Origin of the sequence: Nocardia sp. MH4, assembly GCF_019266065.1 — a bacterium.
GTDB lineage: Bacteria > Actinomycetota > Actinomycetes > Mycobacteriales > Mycobacteriaceae > Nocardia > Nocardia canadensis.
Genome location: NZ_LPNR01000107.1, coordinates 16,046 through 38,252, shown reverse-complemented (window position 1 = coordinate 38,252; position 22,207 = coordinate 16,046). Strand labels below are relative to the sequence as shown.

Annotated in this window: 5 protein-coding genes; 1 reads left to right on the top strand and 4 read right to left on the bottom strand. The window is 72.2% G+C overall.

All coding sequences use genetic code 11. The features are described from left to right. Nucleotides 1-4: 4 nt before the first annotated feature. Complete coding sequence (locus tag ATM97_RS19035; RefSeq protein ID WP_218719390.1) at nt 5-1,006, bottom strand: ATP-binding cassette domain-containing protein; 1,002 nt, start codon at nt 1,004-1,006, stop codon at nt 5-7. Nucleotides 1,007-1,302: 296 nt separating this feature from the next. On the opposite strand from ATM97_RS19035, the gene ATM97_RS19030 reads away from it, so the two are divergent. Next, on the top strand, nt 1,303-2,817 hold the full coding sequence (locus ATM97_RS19030; RefSeq protein WP_218719389.1) for an aldehyde dehydrogenase family protein: 1,515 nt from the start codon (nt 1,303-1,305) through the stop codon (nt 2,815-2,817). On the opposite strand, the gene ATM97_RS19025 is transcribed toward ATM97_RS19030, so the two are convergent. The 3 genes from ATM97_RS19025 to ATM97_RS19015 form a co-directional block, all read right to left on the bottom strand. Continuing rightward, entirely contained in the window at nt 2,814-4,061 is a 1,248-nt protein-coding gene (locus tag ATM97_RS19025) for a TetR/AcrR family transcriptional regulator (RefSeq protein ID WP_218719388.1), read from the bottom strand. The genes ATM97_RS19030 and ATM97_RS19025 overlap by 4 nt on opposite strands. A 171-nt stretch (nt 4,062-4,232) precedes the next feature. Beyond that, a complete protein-coding gene (locus tag ATM97_RS19020) occupies nt 4,233-5,255 on the bottom strand; it encodes an alpha/beta hydrolase family protein (RefSeq protein WP_218719445.1) in 1,023 nt (340 codons plus the stop codon). A 172-nt stretch (nt 5,256-5,427) separates the two neighbouring features. Further along, nucleotides 5,428-22,206 carry a non-ribosomal peptide synthetase gene (locus ATM97_RS19015; protein WP_218719387.1) on the bottom strand — a complete coding sequence of 5,593 codons (16,779 nt, stop codon included), beginning with the start codon at nt 22,204-22,206 and terminating at the stop codon, nt 5,428-5,430. Nucleotide 22,207 lies beyond the last annotated feature (1 nt).

The following is a 22,207-nucleotide window of genomic DNA, read 5'->3' as shown; positions in this document are numbered from 1 at the left end:
CTCACTAGTGGCCGCCCGAATGGCCGGTGATCGACAGGAACACGTCGTCGAGCGAGGGCCTGCGCAGCGCGATGTCGGCCAGGTCGATGCCGGCGTTGTCGAGCCTGCGCAGCGCCTCGGCGAGGGTGGCCGCGCCTTCGGGGGCCGGGATGGACAGCTTGTCGGCGCCGTCGATCTCGGCGGCGACGGCGGCCGGGACCAGGTCACCGAGGGCCTGCACGGTCGCCGGGATCCGGCTCACGTCGAGCGGGACGATCTCGCAGAAGCTGCCGCCGGTGCGGGCCTTGAGCTGATCGGCGGTGCCCTCGGCGATGACGGTGCCCTTGTCGATCACGATGATGTTGTCGCTGAGCACGTCGGCCTCTTCGAGGTACTGCGTGGTCAGCAGGACCGTGATGCCCTGGTTCTTGAGCGCGGTGACCAGGTCCCACACGCCCTGCCTGCTGCGCGGGTCCAGGCCGGTGGTCGGCTCGTCGAGGAACACCACCTCGGGCCGCACGACCAGCCCGCAGGCGATGTCGACGCGGCGGCGCATACCGCCGGAGTAGTTGCGCACGGCGCGCTTGCCCGCGCTCACCAGGTCGAATTCCTCGAGCAGGGTGTCCGCGCGTTTGCGGGCGGCCGACTTGGCCAGGCCCATCAGCCTGCCGAACAGCTCGAGGTTCTCCCGGCCGGATAGGTTCTCGTCGAGGGCGGCGTACTGGCCGGTCATCATGATCGAGCGGCGCACGCCCGCGCTGTCGGTGAGCACGTCGTGCCCGGCGACGACGGCGGTGCCGGAGTCGGGGCGCAGCAGCGTCGACAGGATCTTGACCGTGGTCGTCTTCCCCGCGCCGTTGGGTCCGAGGATGCCCAGGACGCTGGCCTTCTCGGCCTGGAAACTGATGCCCTGCAACGCGTGCACATCGCCGAAGGACTTGCGCACATCGGACACCAGCACCGCGGGCTCACCGCCGCGCGACGCGACGCCACCTGCGGGCGAATCCACTGAGATCGAACTCGGCATCAACTCTCCACCATCGGCCGGGTGCGGCGCCCTGACCGGACGAGCGCACGCGGAATTTGCTTCCCGGTAGGTGATCCATACCGTTCGGCGCGATGTTACCGGTCCGGCGCTTTTCCGGGTCGGGACTGCGTGGACCCGGCCGGTTTCGCGCGCCGGGAGTGGTCTTGCTCACCAGGGCAGTGGAAGGGCAGTGCGCTGACCTTGTCGGCACGCTCGGCCGCCCATACTCTGGCGGCGGGGAAACACTCGTCTCACCGGCCCGCGCGCGGGCGTGTTCGATCTCGTGAGAGGTGACAATGGGCGACTCAGCACCGGCAGGCGCCGCCGCGCCGACGGGCCGATCCGACGCGCTGACGTCGTTCGACCCGCGCACCGGCGAAGAGCTCGCGCGGTATCCCGTGCACGGCCCGGCCGAGGTCACCCGCGCGGTGCGCACCGCCCGCGCCACCCAGAACTGGTGGGGCGAACTGGGATTCGCGGGCCGCAAGCGCCTGCAGCTGGACTGGCGCGCGCATATCGCCAGGCACACCGGCGAATTGGTGGAGATCCTGCGTGCCGAGACGGGCAAGCCGGAGGCCGACGCCGCGCTCGAGGTGATGCTCGCGGTGGAGAACCTGGACTGGGCAGCCCGCAACGCCGAGCGGACGCTGGGCCGAAAGCGCCTGGCGACCGGCTGGTTCACGCGCAATCAGCACGCCTCGGTCGGGTATCTGCCCCTCGGGGTGGTCGGGGTGCTCGGCGCCTGGAACAACCCGGTGTTCACGCCGATGGGGTCGATCGCCTACGCCATGGCCGCGGGCAACGCGGTGGTGTTCCACCCGCACGAGCTGACCACCGGCGTCGGCACCTGGCTGGCCGCGAGCTGGGCCGCGGTGTCGCCCGATCAGCCGGTGCTGCAGGCCGTCACCGGTGACGGGCGCACCGCGACCGCGCTGTGCAAGTCCGGCGTCGACAAGATCGCCTACGCCGGACCGGAGGCGGCCGGGCGCGAGGTGATCGCGCTGTGCGCGCAGACGCTGACACCGGTCGTGCTCGAGCACAGCGGCAAGGGCAGCATGATCGTGCACGTCGACGCCGTGCTCGACGCGGCGGCCGAGGCCGCGGTGTTCGGCGCGATGGCCAACGCCGGGCAGAACGCGTCGGGGATCCAGCGCTGTTATGTCGCCGACTCGGTCTTCGACGACTTCCTGGCCAGGGTGGCCGAGCGCGCGGCGAAGCTGCGCCCCGGCGCCGACAACCGCGCCGCCTACGGCCCGATGATCAACGCCGCCCAGGTCGACGTGGTGCGCAGGCAGGTTCGCGACGCCATCGCGCGCGGCGGGCACGCGGTCCTGGGCGGACTCGATTCCTTCCGCGACCCCTATGTGGAACCGATCGTGCTGTCCGAGGTGCCGGAGGAGAGCATCGCGATCACCGGCGAGGGCACCGGCCCGGTGCTGGTGGTGAACCGCGTCGCCGACCTGGCCGACGCGGTGACCAGGGTGAACGCGGCGGGCAACGGCATCGCCGTCACCGTCTTCACCCGCGATATCCCCAGCGCGGAGTTCATCGCCGTGCAGCTCAGGGTCGGCGTGGTGACGGTCAATTCCTCGACCGCCTTCACCGGCATCCCGGCGCTGCCGTTCGGCGGCATCGGCGAGTACGGGCAGGGCCACAGCCACGGCCAGCAGGGTCTGCGCGAGTTCAGCCGCACGATGTCGATCGCACGCAGGCGCTACCGGGCCCCGATCCGACTATCGACCTTCGATCGTCACCCCGGGCATCTGCATACGGCGCGCGCCCTGTTCCGGCTGCGGCACGGCCGCGGCTAGGTCGCGGCGTCGTCCCGGTCGCCCTTGTCACCGAGCAGGACCGCGCCGGTGAGCGCGCCGAGCCGGGCCAGCTGCTCGGGGCGGGAGTCGAAGCGCAACAGCCGGCCGACATCGATGATCTGACCGATCGCGGCGTGCACGCGGAACCTGGCCTCGATCGGGTCGCCGTCGAGCAGGTTGGCCCATTCCAGGACGTTCTGGCGCTGGATGGCGCGCAGCCGGTGCTGTTCGGCCTGCGGGAGGTTGCTGAACTCCGCGTAGTAGACCGGCATGATCTCCGGCGTGGCGAAGGTGAGCCGGGCGTAGCGGTCGGCGATGAGGCGTGCGGCGTCGGCGCGGCTCTCGGACTCGGCCAGCGCCTCGCCGATGGCCACCGCGAGCCGGTCGCCGGTGCGGTGGAAGGCGGCGGCGAGCAGGTCGGCCTTGCTGTCGAAGTGCCGGTAGACGCTGGAGGCGTTGATGCCGACAGCGGCGCCGATCTCCTCGATGCCCGACTCGTGGTAGCCGTTACGGCCGAAGATCTTGATCGCCTCGGTGAGCAGCTGTTCGCGTTTCGACGTCACCGGCAGGCCGCGATTCTGCTTGTCCGGCTCGGCGGCGGCGGGCGCCGGCGGCAGCTCGGCCCGCACGATCGCCCAGGCCATGTCGAGTTGCAGCGCGAGGATGCGCGAGTGCGAGAGCGTGGTGCGGTGCGCGGCGATGCTGGCCAGCGAACTCAGCGCGCCGACCGCCCGCAGGGTGACATTGTCGGGGCTCTCCCCGGGGTGCAGGTCGGCGATCGGCGCCGCGACCATGGCCTCGAGTTCGCGATAGAACGCGCGGATGCGCACGCGGTCCTCGCGCTCGAGGTAGCGGCGTTCCCAGCGGTAGAGACCGGCCTCGCGCCGGAAGTCGATGTTCTGCTCGGCGACGGCGGTGAGCAGCGCGTCGAGCCGGGCCCGCGGGGGCAACGCGGGATCGTCGGCGGCCGCCGCGCAATCGCGCAGTCCCCGGGCGCCCTCCTCCGCGGCGGCGACCAGCAGGGCGTATTTGTTGGCGAAGTGCCGGTACAGGGCGGGCCCGGAGATGCCGACCTCGGCGGCGATCTCGTCCACGCCGACCGGGTAGTAGCCGCGGGCGCTGAACGCGCGCGCGGCGGCCCGCATGATCTGGATCTTGCGGTCCTTGGGCCTGCGGCGCACGACCCGCGCCGGTGCGGTGGTCGGCTCGCAGGCGCGTTCGGCCTCACTGCGATCGGCGACCATGCACTCACTTTCCGTTCCGCGAACCGGGTACTGACAACTGGCTGCGTGCCCACCGGGCGACGCCGGACCAGTCAACCTAAGTTAACCACAATTCGCAAACGTCGAGAGCCGGTCCGGGAAACGAAAACCGCCCCGGCGATACCGGGGCGGCCTTCGTCGAACGTGTCGACCCTACAGGCCGAGACCGCGGGCCAGGACCGGCCACGACAGCTTCAGCTCGTCCTTCCAGTAGCCCCACGAGTGGGTGCCGTTGGGACGGAAGTTGAAGGTCGCCGGGATACCCAGCTCGTTGAGCCGGTTGGCCAGGTTGTGCGTGCAGAAGTTGGTGCCCGCCTCGATGACGCCGCCGATGACGATCTGGTTGGCCAGACCGTAGGCGCCGGGCAGCGCGTACGGACCGTCGAGGGTGTCGTACGGACCGGGCAGGCCGTTGCCGGTGGAGATGTAGAGATCCAGCCCGCGCAGCCCCTCGGCGTGCACGTAGGGATCATTGGCGACCCACTCCGCCGAGCCCTGCGGGCCCCACATGTTCATGGTGTCGCCGCCGCCCCAGGTCTCGACCGTGAGCTTGACGAACTCCGAGCCGACCGGGTCGGAGGTCTGCGCGCACCCGGAGTAGGCCGCGGCCGCCTTGTACAGGCCCGGCTTGGCGATCGGCAGCGCGAGCACGGTGGTGCCCGAGGTGGACAGACCCGCGATGGCGTTCACGCCGTTGGTGCCCAGCGCGCCGTCGATCAGCGGGGGCAACTCCTCGGTGAAGAAGGTCTTCCACTTGTTGCGGCCGACCACCGGGTCGTCGGCGATCCAGTCGGTGTAGTAGCTCCAGGCGCCACCGATCGGCTGGATCACGTTGACGTTCTTGTCGCCGAGGAACTCCAGCGCGTCGGTCTTGGCGACCCAGGACGCGGAGTCCTCGCCGCCACCGGCACCGTTGAGCAGGTACAGGGTGGGACGCGGCACGGAGGCGTCGGCGGGGCGCTGGACGTCGACGATGATGTTGGTGTCCATCGCCGCGGAGTACACGTGCAGCCGCAGGCTGCGCGAGTCCTTCACCTCGGCCTTGACGATCTTGGAGCCGTCCTCGGAAACGGGGTTGGCGAGCAGGCTCTTGGAATCGATGATCGGGTCAGCCGAGGCCGGGCTCGCGCCGATGCCGGACAGCAGTCCGGCGGCCACTGCGGTCGCCGCGATCATCGCCGCGGCGCGGGAGCCACGACGCCGGGTGTGCCGACGAATCAATTTCGCACCTTCGCTTCGTTTCGAATGGGTTGCACCACGCCAGAACCCTACGGGTTACCCAGGCGATACAACAGTAGGAATCGTTACAACAGCGCGGTCACATCATGCCTCACCGGCATCACCGATGTCATCGTGCCCCGGACTCCCGGTCGCAGACATCCAGCAACTCCGCCAGGCGCGGGCCGATTTCGGCGAGCGCCTCCGGTGAGGTCATCTGATCATGCACCACCGCGACCGGCCGATCGCGGACCTCGCCCTCGACATACGGCGCCCAATTCCGCGACGCCGTCTCGTGTCCGAGCGCGCTGAAGTACTCCAGCCTGCCCCGGAAGACCGCGGGTTGGTGCTCGGCGATCAGCTCGGCCGAGCGCACCGCGCTGCGGTAGATCCGGCGCAACCGCTCGGGGGTCAGCACGGCCATGTTGGCGGGCACGATCGCGTGCAGGGCGGCCAGGCCGTCCTCGCTGAGCTCACGCACGCCCGAGGCGGGCAGCGCCGCGCTCAGGTCGACGCCGAGTTCGGCGAGCGCGTCCCGGACCGCGGTGTGGAAATCGGGGACGTCGATATCGGGGTGCGAATCGAGCATCACCAGCAGCGACACCTGCTCCCCCGCCGCCTGCAACTGGGTGGCCACGTCGTGGGCGAGCACACCGCCCAGCGACCAGCCCATCAGCCGGTACGGACCGTGCGGCTGCTGCGCCTTGATCTCGGCGACGTAGCGGCGAGCCATCTCGGTGAGCGTGCCGGGCAGGTAGCCCGCCTGGCTCAACGCCGGCGACTGCAGACCGAAGATCGGCCGCCGCGCCGGGATGTACTGCGTCAGGCCCGCGTAGCACCAGGCCAGGCCGTACATCGGGTGGATGCAGAACAGCGGCCCGCTCGCCTCGGTGCCGTGCGGCACCCGGTTGCGGATGGGCAGCAGCACGCCGAGCGCGTCGTCGGAGTCGACGTCGTAGTCGCCGGTGTCGGACTGCGTGGCGTCGATGCGCGCGGCCAGCGCGGCGACCGTGGCGTCGGTGAAGAACCACTGCACCCGCACCTCGGCGCCGACCCGGGTGCGCAGCCTGCTGATCGCCTTGGTGGCGACCAGCGAGTTGCCGCCGAGTTCGAAGAAGTCGTCGTCGAGGCCGACCTTGCCCGCGCCGAGCACCTCCGCGTACACCTCGGCGACCGCGCGTTGTAGCGGGGTCGTCGGCGGCCGGTAGGGCCGGGTGGTGAAGGCCGGTACCGGCAGCGCGTTGCGGTCGAGCTTGCCGCTGGCGTTGAGCGGCAACGACTTCAAGGTCACCAGAGTCGAGGGGACCATGTACGAGGGCAGCGCGGTTCTGGCGTGGGCGAGCAGCGCCGCCTCGTCGAGTCCGGTGGTGCCCGCGCCGCTCTCGATGGAGTATCCGGCCGCGGGCGGCGTTGTCGCGGCCGACGGCTGCTCGGCCGTCTCGACCGGGACGACGTAACCGACCAGCCGATCACCGGTCGGGCCGTGCACCAGCGCGACGGCGGCGTGCCTGACCTCGGGGTGATCCAGCAGCACGGCCTCGACCTCACCGAGCTCGATCCGCTGGCCGCGCAGCTTCACCTGGAAGTCGCTGCGCCCCAGGTATTCCAGCTCGTGCTCCGCGGTCCAGCGGACCACGTCGCCGGTGCGGTAGAGCCTGCCGCCGCCCGCCTGGGCGACGAACCGTTCGGCGGTCAGCGCCGCGGCACCGAGGTAGCCGCGCGCCAGCTGCACGCCCTCCAGGTACAGCTCGCCCGCGGTGCCGGGCGGCACCGGCCGCAGCTGCCGGTCCAGCACGTGCACCCGGGTGTTGGCCACCGGCGTGCCGATCGGAATGCTCACGGCGGCACCGGCATCGGCCCGCGCGGCGGTGACGACGGTCGCCTCGGCCGGGCCGTACCAGTTGATCAGGTCGACGCCGGGCAGCGCCTGCGCGAAGCGCCGGGCGGTCGCGCCCGACAGCGCCTCACCGGCGGCGAACACCCGGCGCAGGGCCGGGAAGCCGCTGTCGGCGCGGTCGGCGAGGAACGCGTCGAGCATCGACGGCACGAAATGCACCGTGGTGACGGCATGCTCGGCGAGCACGCCGGCCAGATAGGCCGGGTCGCGGTGCCCGTCCGGGGCCGCGATCACCACGGTCGCGCCGGTCTGCAACGGCCACAACAGTTCCCAGGTCGAGATGTCGAAGGTGACCGGCGTCTTGTGCAGGACCACGTCGCCGGGGCCGTGCGGGTAGGCGCGCTGCGCCCAGCGGAACTGGGCGACCAGCTGCCGGTGGGTGAGCATGACGCCCTTGGGCGTTCCGGTGGAGCCGGAGGTGTGGATGACGTAGGCCAGGTTGTCCGGCCGCACCGTGGCGCGCGGCACCGGCGCCGACGTCGCTGCCAGCGTGTCGACGGTGACGACGGAAACCTCGGCGGCCGTGCCGAATCCGGTCTCGGTGGTGGTGAGCACGCAGACCGGAGCGGCCGCGGCCAGCACCCGGTCGGTGCGCTCGGCCGGGTGATCCGGGTCGACCGGCACGTAGGCGGCGCCGGTGCGCAGTACCGCGTAGATCGCGGTCACCAGGTCGATGCCACGGCGCATGGCGACGGCGACCAGCGCGTCGGGACCGGCGCCCTGGGCGTCCAGCGCGGCGGCGAGCGCCCGCGCCTTCGCGTCGAATTCGGCATAGGTGAGCGAGGTTTCGCCGTCGACGAAGGCGACGGCGTCCGGCGTCTTCGCGACCTGCGCGTCGAACAGCGACAGCAGCGTCGCCTCGTCGAGCAGTTCCGGCGCGTCGGTGGCGTTGGCGGCCGACAGGACGGCACGCTCCTCGGCCAGCAGCACGTCGATCTCGGCGATCCGGCTCTCCGGCGCGGCGGTGAACCGGGCCAGCAGCATCGAGAGTCGTTGTGCCAGTGCGGTCGCGGTGGCCTCGCCGAACACGTCGCGCAGGTACTTGACCGACACCCGGAGCTGACTGTCGGCGACGACCTGCACGGTCAGCGGGTAGTGGGTGCCGTTGGCGGCGTCCATCCCGGTGACCGCGGCGGAGCCGGACGCGGCCTGCGCCAGGGCCTCCCGGTCGACCGGGAACGACTCGAACACGACCAGCGTGTCGAACAGCGCGTCGATGCCCGCGATCTCCTGGATCTCGCCGAGGCCGAGGTAGTGGTGATCGAGCAGGGCCGCCTGGTCGTCCTGCAGCCTGCGCAGCAGTTCGGCGACGGTGTCGCCGGGCCGCAGCCGTACCCGCACCGGGATGGCGTTGAGGAACAGGCCGACCATGCGTTCCACGCCGTCGAGGGTGGCGGGCCTGCCGGAGACGGTGGCGCCGAACACCACGTCGTCGCGGTCGACCAGGCGCGCGATGAGCAAGCCCCACGCGGCTTGGACCACGGTGTTCACCGTGACGCCGAGCCCGGCGGCGAGGGTGCTCAGCGCGACGGTGTCGGCCGGCGACAGCTCGAAGCCGGTTTCGCCGGTCCCGGTGGCGATCTCGCGGCCCTGGTCGACCGGCGCCAGCGGCGTCGGCTCGGCCAGGCCGGTCAGCGCGGTGCGCCAGGCCTGGCGCGCGGCGTCGAGATCCTGTTCGGCCAGCCAGGCCAGGTAGTCGCGATAGGGCGCGACCTTCGGCAGGCGGCGGGACCGCCCACCGACCGCGTAGGCGGTGAGCAGTTCCTGCAGCAGCAGCGGCGTCGACCAGCCGTCGATCAGGATGTGGTGGCTGGTGACCAGCAGGTGCGCGCCCTCGGGGGTGCGCACCAGCGTGAAGCGCAGCAGCGGCGCGACCGCCATGTCGAAGTGGGCACTCAGGTCGGCGGCCTTGATCCGCTGATAGGCGGCGGCCGCCGCGTCGAGACCGGCGGGCCCGGCGGCGGTAGCGGAGCGTGACCACGCAGTGCCCTCGGGGTCGACGCCGTGGGGCACGGTGTCGATGACCTGCCACGGCACGTCGATGTCGTCGAGCACCACCTGCAGCGGGGTGCCCGCGGCGTCGGTGGCGAAGGCGACGCGCAGGTTGTCGTGGCGGTCGAGCACGGTCTGGGCGGCCTGGTGCAGCCGCTCGTCGTCCACGGCCGGGTCCAGGTCGAGCACGAACTGGGTGATGTAGGGGTCGACCGAGTTCTCCGCGAGCAGCGCGTGGAACAGCATGCCCGACTGGAGCGGGGTCACCGGCCAGATATCGCTGAGCAGCGGGTAGCGCCGCACCAGCCGGCCGAGTTCGGTCTGGCCCAGGCGCACCAGCGGGAAGTCCGACGGCGTGAATCCGCCGGCGCCGGGCCGTAATCCGTGCTCGGCGAGGCCGCCGAGCGCGCGGATCCAGTGCTCGGCGAAGGTCTTGACCGCGTCGGCGGTGAGCAGCGCGCCGGCGTAGTCGAAGCGAGCGACCATGCCGTCGTCGGTGGCGTCGACGGTGAGCACCAGCGCCAGATCGTCGGCGGCGAGGTCGGTGTGCACCCGGGCCGGGCGCAGGTCCCGGAAGCGCACCGCGAACCGGCCGCGGTCGAGCGAGCGCACGCTGTCGGCGGTCTCGACGTCGAGGTAGCGCAGCAGGCCGAAACCCGCACCGTGCGCGGGCACGCTGCGGCGCAGTTCCTTGATCTGGGCCAGCGCGGCTCCGGCGGCGGGCCCGCCCACCAGCGCATCGGCGATGTCGACCCCGTCCAGGCGCAACACCAGCGGGTAGTCGGTGGTGAAACCACCCACCACGCTCTCGGCGTCGGGCCTGCCGAGCACGCGCTGGTCGGCGCGCAGGCGGACCACGCTGCCGATGACCCGCGCGACGGCGGTGTCGGCGGCGGTGTGCAGCGCGAGCGCGGCGGCGGTGAGCAACACCTCATCCACGGTCGCGCGGTAGGCGTCGGCGACGGTGGTGACGGCGGCGGTGCCCTCGCCGGTGATGCTCAGCGAGACCCGGTTGCGCTGGCGCAGATCGGCGGTTTCGCCTGCCCGGGACCGGATCGCGCGATGCCAGTACTCGCGTTCGGCGCGGGCGCGGGCCGAGGACGGGTATTCGGCGAGCCTGCGCACCAGGTCGCCGAGGCCTGCGTCGGGCGCGGCGGGCGCGGCGTGGCGGCCGCGGCTCCACGCCGTGGTCAGCTGGTCGACGACCGAGCGCCAGGACGGCTCGTCGAGGACGAGACTGTTCGCGACCACGACCAGGGTGGAGTTGTGTTCGCCGTCACCGGTGAGCACGAAGTGGATATTGCGGCCCTCGTCCGGGTCGAGCGCGGCGGCGGCCGCGGCGACGATGTCGTCGACCGGTAGCGAGGACTCGCCGTCGGTGGCGTCGAGCCTGCGGAAGGCGTCGCCGGTGCGCTCGTCCTGCGACGGGATCACCAGCACCGGTTCGCTGCCGCTGCGGTCGAGCACCGCCCACAGCATCGGATGCTGGTTCATCACGGCGTGGACGACCTCGGCGACCGCGTCGTCGGAGCAGTCGACGGGCACGTCGAGCAGCACGGCGCGCGGTTCGACCGCGGTGTCGCCCGCCTCCATCAGCTGGGCCGCGGTGGCGGTCAGCGGCAGGGCGGCGGGGCGCGAGCCCGCGTCGAGGGTGACCTCGGCGCGCCCGGCGAGCGCGCCGACGGTCCGCGCGTCGAACAGGTCGCGGGGACGCAGCACCACCCCGGCCGCGGCGGCCCGTGAGACCACCTGGATGGCGGTGATGCTGTCGCCGCCGAGGGCGAAGAAGTCGTCGTCGAGGCCGACCCGGTCGTGTCCGAGGACCTCGCCGATCACCCGCGCCAGCGCCCGTTCGGCCGCGGTGCGCGGCGGCCGGTGGTCCCGGCGCACGGTGACCGGATCGGGCAGCGCGCGCCGGTCCAGCTTGCCGACCGGCGTGAGCGGCAGCTCGTCGAGGACGACGATCGCGGCGGGCACCATGTAGTCGGGCAGTACCCGGCCTGCCAGCGCGGTGAGTTCGGCCGGATCGAGCCGCTCCCCCGGTTCGGCCAGCACGTAGGACACCAGCATGGTGGCCCCGGCGCCGTTGTCGCGGCCCATGGTCGTCACCCAGGAGACGCCGGGCGCGGCGGCCAGCACCGCGTCGATCTCGCCGAGCTCGATCCGCAGGCCGCGGATCTTCACCTGGAAGTCGTTGCGGCCAACGAACTCCAGCACGTCGCCCCGGCGGCGCACGAGGTCGCCGGTGCGGTAGAGCCGGGTGCCCGGCGCCCCGTACGGATCGGCGACGAAACGTGCCGCGGTCAGACCGACGCGCCGATGGTAGCCGCGGGCGAGCTGGATGCCGCCCAGGTACAGCTCACCGGTGACTCCCTCGGGCACCGGACGCAGCCTGCCGTCGAGGACCAGCGCGGTGGTGCCCCGGATCGGACCGCCCATGTGGGTGTCGTCGCCGGGGGTCAGCGGATCGCTGATGGCGGCCATGATGGTGGTCTCGGTGGGCCCGTAGCCGTTGTGGAACTTGCGCTGCGCCAGCGTGTTCCAGCGCGCGACCAGCTCGGCGGGCACCTGCTCGCCGCCGACGACCAGGTGCCGCAGCCCCGGCACGCCTGCCGGGTCCAGGGTCGCCAGGACCGTGGGGGTGAGGAAGGTGTGGGTGACGCCCTCGGTGCGGATCAGCTCGGCCAGCTCGGTGCCGCCGACGGATCCGGCGGGCGCCACCACCAGCGTGCCCGCGCCGCCGAGGGCGAGCAGCAGTTCCAGCATCGAGGCGTCGAACGACGGCGAGGCGAAAGCCAGTGCGCGCGAGCCGGAATCGAGCTGGTAGCGCTGCTGCTGCTCGGCACAGAAGTTGGCAAGGCCCGCGTGGGTCACGACGACGCCCTTGGGCAGCCCCGTCGAGCCCGAGGTGTAGATCATGTACGCGCCGTTGCCCGTGCTGGGCTGAGCCCGCAGCTCGATCTCGCGCAGGGCCACCGAGGCGTATCCGGCGACCTCGGCGGTGAATTCACGGTCGTCGAGCGCGACCCAGCCCGCGTCGCCGGGCAGGGTGGGCAGCCCGGTCAGCTCGGCGGCCAGGGTGACACCGAAGACCGCGCCGGAATCGGCGGCCATGTGGGTGATCCGCTCGGCCGGGTAGCCGGGGTCGATCGGCACGATCATCGCGCCGGTGCGCGCGATCGCCCAGACCGCGAGCACCGATTCGACCGAACGCCGGATCGCCACGGCCACAGCGACTTCCGGCCCGGCCCCCCGGGCGATGAGACCACGGGCGAGCTGATTGGCCGCTGCGTCGAGGTCGGCGTAGGTGAAGCCGCGACCGTCGCCGCGCACGGCCACGCCCGACGGGTTGGCCAGCACGGCGGCGTCCATCAGCTGCGACAGCGTGCGGGCCGGCTCGGCGGGCGGGCCGGTGAAGGTGGTCTGCGCGATGAACTCGGCCTCGTCGAGCAGTGCGACGTCACCGACCGCCACCTCGGGATCGGCGACGAGCTCGGCGAGCAGCCGGGCGAACCGGGCGCCGAACGCCTGGATCGTCGACTCGTCGAACAGATCGGTGGCGTAGGTGAATTCGGCGTGCATGCCGCCGTGGTCGGGCAGTTCGCGCAGCGTGAGCAGCAGGTCGAACTTGGCCTCGGCGGTGCGGGCGTCGAGCGCGCCGACCGTGATGCCGGGCAGCTCGAACGCGACCGGGGCGAGGTTCTCGAACGACAGCGCCACCTGGAACAGCGGATGCCTGCCCGCCGACCGGACCGGCTGCACCGCCTCGACGACCCGCTCGAACGGGATGTCGGCGTGCGCGAAGGCCCGCAGGTCGGTGTCGCGGGTCTGCCGCAGCAGCGCAGTGAACGGTTCGGCTTCGGTGACCCGGCTGCGCAGCACCAGGGTGTTGACGAACATGCCGACGAGATCGTCGAGTTCGCGGGCGCCGCGACCGGCGATCGGGGTGCCGATGGCGACGTCGTCGGTACCGCTGGTGCGGGCCAGCAGCACCGCGAGAGCGGCCTGCACCACCATGAACACCGTGACGCCCTCGGCCCGGGCCAGCCCGGCCAACCCGGCGTGCAACCGCGCGTCGATCTCGACGGTGCTCAGGGCACCGGCGAAGGACTGCACCGACGGCCGCGGCCGGTCGGCGGGCAGCGCGATCTCCTCGGGCAGCCCGGCCAGTTCATCGGTCCAGTAGGTCAGCTGCGCGGCGGCAGTGGAGGCGGGGTCGGCTTCGTCGCCGAGCGATTCTCGTTGCCACACCGCGTAATCCGCGTACTGCAACGGCAGCGGCGACCAGGCGGGCGCGGCGCCCTCGGTGCGCGCGGTGTAGGCCAGCACGAGATCGCGGGTGAGCGGGCCCATGGAGAATCCGTCGGCGGCGATGTGGTGGGCGACGAACACCAGCACGTGATCATCGGCGCCCAGACGCAGCAGTCGCAGCCGCACCGGCGGCGCGGCGGTGACGTCGAAGCCCTCGGCCACGGTCCGGCGCACCTCGTCGGCGAGGTCGTCGGCGGTGACCAGCATGGGCGTCAAGTCGACCCGCACCGCGCCGGGCGCGAGGACTTCCTGGACCGGGCCGTCGCCGTGCTCGGGGTAGCGGGTCCGCAGCACCTCGTGCCGGGCGAACAGGTCGCCCACGGCCACGGCCAGCGCCGCGAGGTCGAGCGCGCCGGTCAGGCGGATGGCGGCGGGGATGTTGTAGACGGTGGCATCGGGATCGAGCCGGTTGAGCAGCCACATCCGCTGCTGGGCCAGCGACAGCGGTAGCCGGTCCGGTCGCGGTCCGGCCACCAGCGGCAGCGCCGCGAGCTCGTCGGAGCGGTGAACCCGCAGCGCGAGGTCGGTGACGGTCGGCGCCTCGAACAGTAGGCGAACCCCGACCGCGCGGTCGAGCGCTGCGCTGATCCGGGCGGCGGCCCTGGTGGCGAGCAGCGAGTTGCCGCCGAGGGCGAAGAAGTCGTCGTCGGCGCCGACCGCGTCGACCCCGAGGATCTCGGCGTACACGCCGGCGACCAGCTGTTCGGTGGGCGTCGCGGGCGCGCGGAAGGCGGCGGCCTCGAACACCGGCGCGGGCAGCGCCGCCCGGTCCAGCTTGCCGTTGACCGTGCGCGGCAGCGAGTCGAGCACGACAAACGCCTCCGGCACCAGGTACGCGGGCAGCTTGTCGCGCAGGGCCGACTTCAGCTGTGCCGCCTCGATATCCGTGCCGACCACATAGGCGACCAACCGGTCACCGAAGTGCGGATCGGTCCGGGCCAGCACCGCGGCCTGGCTGATCCCCGGCAGTCCGAGCAGCACGGCCTCGACCTCGCCGGGCTCGACCCGGAAGCCACGGATCTTCACCTGGAAGTCCGTGCGGCCCAGGTAGTTCAGCGCACCGGTGCGATCGCGGGCGACGAGGTCGCCGGTGCGGTACATCCGGGCGCCCGCCTCGAACGGGTCGGCGACGAAACGTTCGGCGCTCAGCGCGGCCTTGCGCAGATACCCGCGGGCCAGCTGCGCGCCCGCCAGGTAGAGCTCACCCCGGACGCCCGGCGCGACGGGGCGCAGGCGCTCGTCGAGGACGTAGACCCGGGAGTTCCACTCGGGGGTGCCGATCGGCACACTCACCACATCGGCCGAGGTCACCCGGTGATCGGTGATCGACACCGCGGCCTCGGTGGGGCCGTACAGGTTGTCGAGCCTGGTGTCGGGCAGCGCGGTCAGCAGGCGCTGGGCCAGCGGTGCGGGCAGCGCCTCACCGATGGCGAGGACGCGGGTGAGCGGCTGCGGCCGCGCCTCCCAGTATCCGGCCAGCGCGTCGAGCAGCGAGGGCACCGCCGTCAGCGTGGTCACCCCGGCGTCGGTGATGAGCGCGTCCAGGTAGGCGGGATCGCGATGCCCGTCGGGCGCGGCGATCACCAGCTTGCCGCCGCACACCGCGGCGGACCAGAACTCCCACACCGACAGGTCGAAGGTGGCGGGCGTCTTCAGCAGGAACACATCGTGGGCGTCGGTGCCGAATTCGCCTCGCAGCCACTGCAACTGGTTGACCACGGCGGCGTGCGGCACCGCGACGCCCTTGGGCCGCCCGGTGGAGCCGGAGGTGAAGATGACGTAGGCCGTGTTCTCCGGGCGCAGCGGCGCGCGCCGGTCGGTGTCGGTGATCGGCGACGGATCGGCCGACGCGATCACCGGATGGTCGACCCGCACAACCGGCGCAGCGTCGGTCCGGAAACCGTTGCTGAGCACACAGATCGGCGCCGCGGTGCCGAGGATGTAATCGGTGCGGTCGGCGGGCTGGTCGGGATCGATCGGCACATAGGCGCCACCGGAGCGGGCCACCGCGAACATGGCCACGACCAGATCGATCGAGCGTGGCAGCGCGAGCGCCACCAGCGACTCGGGTCCGACGCCCAGCGAGATCAGGTGCCGGGCGAGGCGATTGACTCTGGCCTCGAACTCGGCGTAGGTCAGCTCCAGTCTGCCCTCGGGCAGATCGGCGACCAGCGCGACGGTTTCGGGCCGGGCCAGCGACGGCAGGTCGGCCAGCGTGCCACCCGGGATCGCGAGATCCGCGGCGCCCGCGGTGATCTCGGTCGCGCGCTCGGCGGAGGTGCGCAGGTCGACATCGCCGACGACCACGCCCGGCTCGCGCACGATCGCGTCGAGCAGCAGGGCGAGCCGGTCGGCGAAGGCCCGCACCGTCTCCGCGTCGAACAGGTCGGTGGCGTAGGTGAAGAAGCCCTCGATGCCGGTCGGCGTGCCGTCGGCGGCGTAGCCGTCACCGACGATCAGATGCAGATCGAACTGGGATACCGCCAGTTCCGCCGACACCGGCGCGATCCGCAGACCGGGCAGTTCCAGCGCGGCGCGGTCGACGTTCTGGAACGACAGACCCACCTGGAACAGCGGATGCCGGGCGGTCGAGCGCGGCGGGTCGAGCACCTCGACGAGCCGCTCGAACGGGATGTCGGCGGCGGCGAAGGCGGCCAGGTCGCGGGTGCGCTGGGCGGCGAGCAGTTCGGTGAACGACGCGCCGCCGTCGTAGTGCGTGCGCAGTACGACGGTGTTGACGAACATGCCGATCAGGTCGTCGAGCTCGCGCTCGCCGCGACCGGCGAACGGGGTGCCGACCGCCACGTCGGCGGCGCTCGCCATGCGGGCCAGCAGTACCGCGAAGGCGGTGTGCAGCACCATGAACACGGTGGCGCCGCTGTCTTGGGCGATCCGGGCCAGCCCGGCGTGGGTGTCGGCGTCGATCCGCACCGGCACCCGGCTGCCCGCGAGCGAGGCGACGGCGGGCCGGGGCCGATCGGCGGGCAGTTCGATCAGGTCCGGCAGCCCGGACAGCTCCGCGCGCCAGAACGAGAGCTGGGCGGCGGCGACGGATTCCGCGTCGTTCTCGGCACCGAGGCGATCCAGCTGCCATAGCGCGTAGTCGGCGTACTGCACCGGCAGCGCGGGCCAGCCGGGGGCGTGGCCCGCCGTACGGGCCAGGTAGGCCGTGGTCACATCGCGCACCAGCGGCGCCATCGAGGACGCGTCGGCGGCGATGTGGTGCACGACGACGGCGAGCACGTACTCGGTCGGCGCGTCGGGGCCGTCGCCGGTGATGTCGAGCAGTTGGACCCGCAGCGGGACCTCGGCCGTCACGTCGAAAGCGGTGGCGGCGAGCGCGCCGACGTGGTCGATCAGCGCGGCCGGGTCGACGCGACGCACGGCGACATCGAGGTCGACCTGCTCGACCGGCAGCACCCGCTGGATCGGGCCGTCGCCGGTGTCGGGGTAGATCGTGCGCAGCACTTCGTGCCGGGCCAGCACATCGCGCAGGGCCGCGCCCAGCGCGGTCACGTCGAGGCTGCCGGTCAGGCGCAGCGCGAACGGCAGGTTGTAGGCGGCGGCGCCCTCACCGGCCGTGCCCTGGTCGAACCGGTTGAGGAACCACATGCGCCGCTGCGCGGGCGACAGCGGTAGCTCGTCGGGCCGGGCGAGGGTGCCGAGGCCGCTGGTCGCGGTGGTGGCGGTGTCGGTGCCCAGCGTCGCGGCCAGACCGGCGACGGTCGGAGCCTCGAACAGGGCGCGCACGGCGACCCGGTCCCCGGTGGCCGCGCCGAGGCGGGCGACCAGCCGGGTGGCGATGAGCGAATTACCGCCGAGGGCGAAGAAGTCGTCGTCGGCACCGATGTCGGTGCGGCCGAGCACTTCCCCGAACAGTCCGGCCACGAGCTGCTCCTGCTCGGTGCTCGGCGCCCGGAAGGCGCGGGCCGAGAAGTGCGGGGCGGGCAGCGCTTTGCGGTCGAGTTTGCCGCTGGCATTGAGCGGCAGCGCGTCGAGCACGGTGACCGACGCGGGAACCATGTACGTGGGCAGGGTCTTCGAGGCGACGGTCCGCAGCCGGTCGGGATCGGCCGCCTGGCCGGGCGCGGGCACGACATAGGCGACGAGCTGGTCGCCGAGCTCGGTGGGCGCGACCAGCGCCACCGCCTGGCTGACGGTTTCGTGCGCGAGCAGCGCGGTCTCGATCTCACCGAGTTCGATGCGCTGACCACGGAACTTCACCTGGAAGTCGATGCGGCCCAGGTAATCCAGCCGATGCGGCGCGGTCGTGGTGGGGCGGCGCCACACCACGAGGTCGCCGGTACGGTACATGCGCTTGCCCGCGTCGAACGGGTCGGCGACGAAGCGGTCGGCGGTCAGGCCCGGCCGGGCGACGTAGCCGCGCGCGAGCTGATCGCCAGCCAGATAGAGCTCACCCGCGATCCCGGGTGGCACCGGTCGCAGCCGCGAATCCAGCACGTAGACACGGGTGTTCCACTGCGGCAGGCCGATCGGCACCGTCCGCTCGCCCGGGCGGGCGGGCCAGTAGGTCACCGAGACCGCGGCCTCGGTGGGGCCGTAGAGGTTGTGCAGGCGGGCCGAGCTGACCTCGGCCATCGCGTCGACCGTCTCCGGCGGCAGCGCCTCACCGATGACGAACACCTCGCGCAGCGACGCCAGCGCGGCGGGTGCCGAGCCGCCGACGGCGGGCCCGCCGTCGGATGCCGCCTGCGCGGCGAAGACGGTGAGCATCGACGGGACGAAGTCGGTGACGGTGACGTGGTGCCGGGCGATCAGGTCGATCAGATAGGCCGGATCGCGGTGGCCGTCCGGGGTGGCGAGCACCAGCGTCGCGCCGACCCGCAGCGGCATGAAGTAGCCCCACAGCGACACGTCGAAGGTGGTCGCGGTCTTCTGTAGATAGACATCGCCCAGGGCCAGTGGGTATTTCGCGAGCATCCACACCAGCTGGTTGTGGATGGCGGCGTGCGAGATCGCCACGCCCTTGGGCTTTCCGGTGGAACCGGAGGTGAAGATGACGTAGGCCGGGTGGTCGGCGCGCAGCGGCGCGCGCAGTTCGGCCGGGCGCACCGGATCGACCGGTACGCCCCGCGTATCGAGTTCGTCGAGCCGGAGCAGTTCGGTGCCCTCCGGGACCGGCATCGCCTCGGCGCTCAGCACGGCGGCCGGGCGCGCGGTGTCGAGGATGTAGGCGATGCGCTCGGCCGGATGGTCCGGGTCCAGCGGCACGTAGGCGCCGCCGGCGGTGAGCACCGCGTACATGGCGACGACGAGTTCCGGGGAACGCCGGATCGCCAGGCCGACAAGGCCTTCCGGGCCGACCCCGGCCTGGATCAGCAGCCGGGCGAGCGCGTTGACCCGCTCGTCGAACTGCCGGTAGGTCAGCTCGGTGCCCTCGTAGACGAGCGCGGTGGCGTCCGGATGCGCCTGCACCGCACGGCGATACGCGTCGAGCATCAGCTCGGGCGTCACCGGATGGCTGGTGCCGTTCCACGCGGTGAGCGTCAGTTCGCGCTCGGCGGCGGTGAGCAGGTCGATCTCGGCGATCCTCACCGAGGCGTCGGCGGCGACCGCCGCGAGCAGGTGGGTGAAGCGCGCCGCCATCGTCTCGATCGAGTCGGCGTCGAACAGGTCGGTGGCGTAGTTGAACGACGCGGCCATCGGCTCGGCCGGGTCGGTGCCCGGCACGATGGTCAGCTGGAGGTCGAAACGGGCCACAGCGCCGCCGAATTCGACCGGCGTCGCATCCAGGCCGGGCAGCCGCAGGTTCGGCAGATCCAGGTTCTGGAAGAACAGCGCGACCTGGAACAGCGGGTGATGCGCCTGCGAGCGGACCGGGTCGAGCAGCTCGACCAGGCGCTCGAACGGTAGGTCGGCCTGGGCGAAGGCGGCGATGTCGGCGCGCTTGGTCTCGCGCAGCAGATCGGCGAAGCTCGCGTGCTCGTCGATGCGCGAGCGCAGCACCAGGGTGTTGACGAACATGCCGATCAGGTCGTCGAGTTCGCGGGCGCCGCGGCCGGCCACCGGGGTGCCGATGGCGATGTCGTCGGTGTGCGCGAGCCTGCTCAGCAGCACCGCGAAGGCGGCGTGCACGACCATGAACTCCGAGGCCCCGCTGCGCTGGGCCAGCGCGGCGACGGCGGTGTGCACCTCGGCCGGGATCTGGAAGCCGAACTCGGCGCCACGGCCGGTGAACACCGGCGGGCGCGGACGATCGGTGGGCAGGTCGAGCCGGTCGGGCAGCCCCGCCAGGGTGTCGCGCCAGAAGGCGATCTGGGCGGCGGCGACCGAATCGGGATCGTCCTCGGCGCCGAGCAGTTCGCGGTGCCACAGGGTGTAGTCGGCGTACTGCACCGGCAGCGGCTGCCAGCTCGGACGCGAGCGGTTGCGCCGCGCGAGGTAGGCCCCGAGCAGATCGCGCAGCAGCGGCGCGACCGACGCTCCGTCGGCGGTGATGTGGTGCAGCGCCACCGCGAGCACATGCTCGCGCGGACCGAGTTCGGCCAGCGCCACCCGCAGCGGGACGCCCTGGGCGACGTCGAAGCCGGTGGTGGCGAATTCGCCCAGCCACAGCGGCAGTTCGTCCTCGGTGAGCTCGTCGACGAGCACATCGGGCACGGCCTCGGCCATCGGCAGCACCACCTGGTGGCCGACGCCGTCGACCGCCGGATAGTAGGTGCGCAGCGATTCGTGCCGCTGCACCAAGTCGGTCAGCGCGGAGTGCAGGGCGCGCGGGTCGAACGGGCCGGTCAGCCGCAGTGCGAACGGGATGGTCTCGGCGAGGGAGGCCGGGTCGAATTGGTTGAGGAACCACATCCGCTGCTGCGCGGGTGAGAGCGGGATCAGGTCAGGCCGCTCCCGGCGCGTCGGGGCCACCGGGCCGCCCCCGCCCTGGAGCGGCTCGAGTAGCTCGGCCAGGCCGGCGACCGTGGGCCGCTCGAAGACGTGCCCGGCGGGTACCCGCGCCGACAGTTCGGCGCCGATCCGGGCCGCGGCCTGGGTGGCCAGCAGCGAGTTGCCGCCGAGGGCGAAGAAGTCGTCGTCGGCGCCGATCGGGTTCTCCGGGCGCAGCAGCTCGGTGAAGATGTGCGCGATCAGCTTCTCCACCGCGCCCGAGGGCGCGCGGAACTCCTGCGCGCGCAGCGTCGGGGCGGGCAGCGCGGCGCGGTCGAGCTTGCCGACCGGGGTCAGCGGGATGGTGTCGAGCACGGTCAGCGCGGTCGGCACCATGTGCGCGGGCAGTCCGGCCTTGGCGTGCGCGAGCAGCTCGTCCAGGTCGATCCGCGCGCCCGGCGCCGCGTGCACGTAGGCGGCGAGAATGGTGGTGCCGTTGTCGAGTTCGTGGCCGACGGTGACCGCGAAGTCGACGCTGTCGGGTTCGGTGAGCACGGCGTCGATCTCGCCGAGCTCGATCCGGAAGCCGCGCACCTTCACCTGGAAGTCGTTGCGTCCCACGAACTCGACCGAACCGTCGGCGCGCCTGCGCACGAGATCGCCGGTGCGGTACATGCGCCCGCCCGCCGGGTCGAACGGATCGGTGACGAACCGAGCCGCGGTCAGCGCCGGGCGGCGGTGGTAGGCCCGGGCCAGCGCGTTGCCCGCGATGTAGAGCTCGCCGATGATGCCGTCGGGCACCCGTACCAGCCGCTCGTCGAGCACGTACTCGGTGACGTTGCGGATCGGCGGACCGATGGTGACGACCTGCCCCGGCACCATCGGCGCGCTGAAGTTGGTGCCCATGGTGGCCTCGGTCGGGCCGTAACCGTTGTACATCTCGCGCTCGCCACCGCCGGCCAGCGGCAGTACCCAGCGCCGCACCAGTTCCGGTGGACAGGCCTCGCCGCCCGCCACGATGACCCGGAAGTCGTCGAGACCCTGCGGGTCCACCGAGGCCAGGGCGGTGGGGGTGATGAACGCATGGGTGACCCGCTCCCGACGCAGCAGCTGCGCCAGATCGTCGCCGCCGTAGACGGTCGGCGGGACGACGACCAGGGTCGAAGCACCGGTCAGCGCCATCAGCACCTCGAACACCGAGGCGTCGAAGGACGGCGACGCGAGCTGCAGCACCCGCGAATCGGGGCCGAGCCGGTAGTGCTCGCGCTGGTACTCGTGGACGTTGGCCAGGCCGGTGTGGGTCACCACCACGCCACGGGGCAGACCCGTGGAGCCGGAGGTGTAGACGACGTAGGCGGGGTGGTGCAGGCGCAGCGGGCGGACCCGGTCGTCGCGGGTCACCGGGTCGCTGGACTGCTCCTCGGTCGCCCGGCGCACGGCCTCGTCGTCGAGGCACAGCCACTCGATGGTGTCGGGCAGCCGATCCATCGCCGCGCCGACCGCGACACCGAGGACCGCGCCCGCGTCACCGAGCATGTGGGTGAGCCGGGCGGGCGGATAGTTCGGGTCGACGGGCAGGAACGCGGCACCGGTCTTGGTGACCGCCCACAGCGCGAGCACCGACTCGGCCGAACGCGGGATGCCGATGGCGACGATGTCCTCGGGGCCGACGCCCCGCGCGATCAGCAACCGGGCCAGCCGGTTGGCGCGCTCGTCGAGTTCGGCATAGGTCAATCGCACGGGCGCGGACACACCGTCGGACCAGGACAGCGCGATGCCGCCCGGATTCGACTCCACCGCCACCGACACCAGTTGCGGCAGCGACTTCCCGCGCTGCGCGGCACGGGCGGACACCCGAGACGTCCGGGTCACA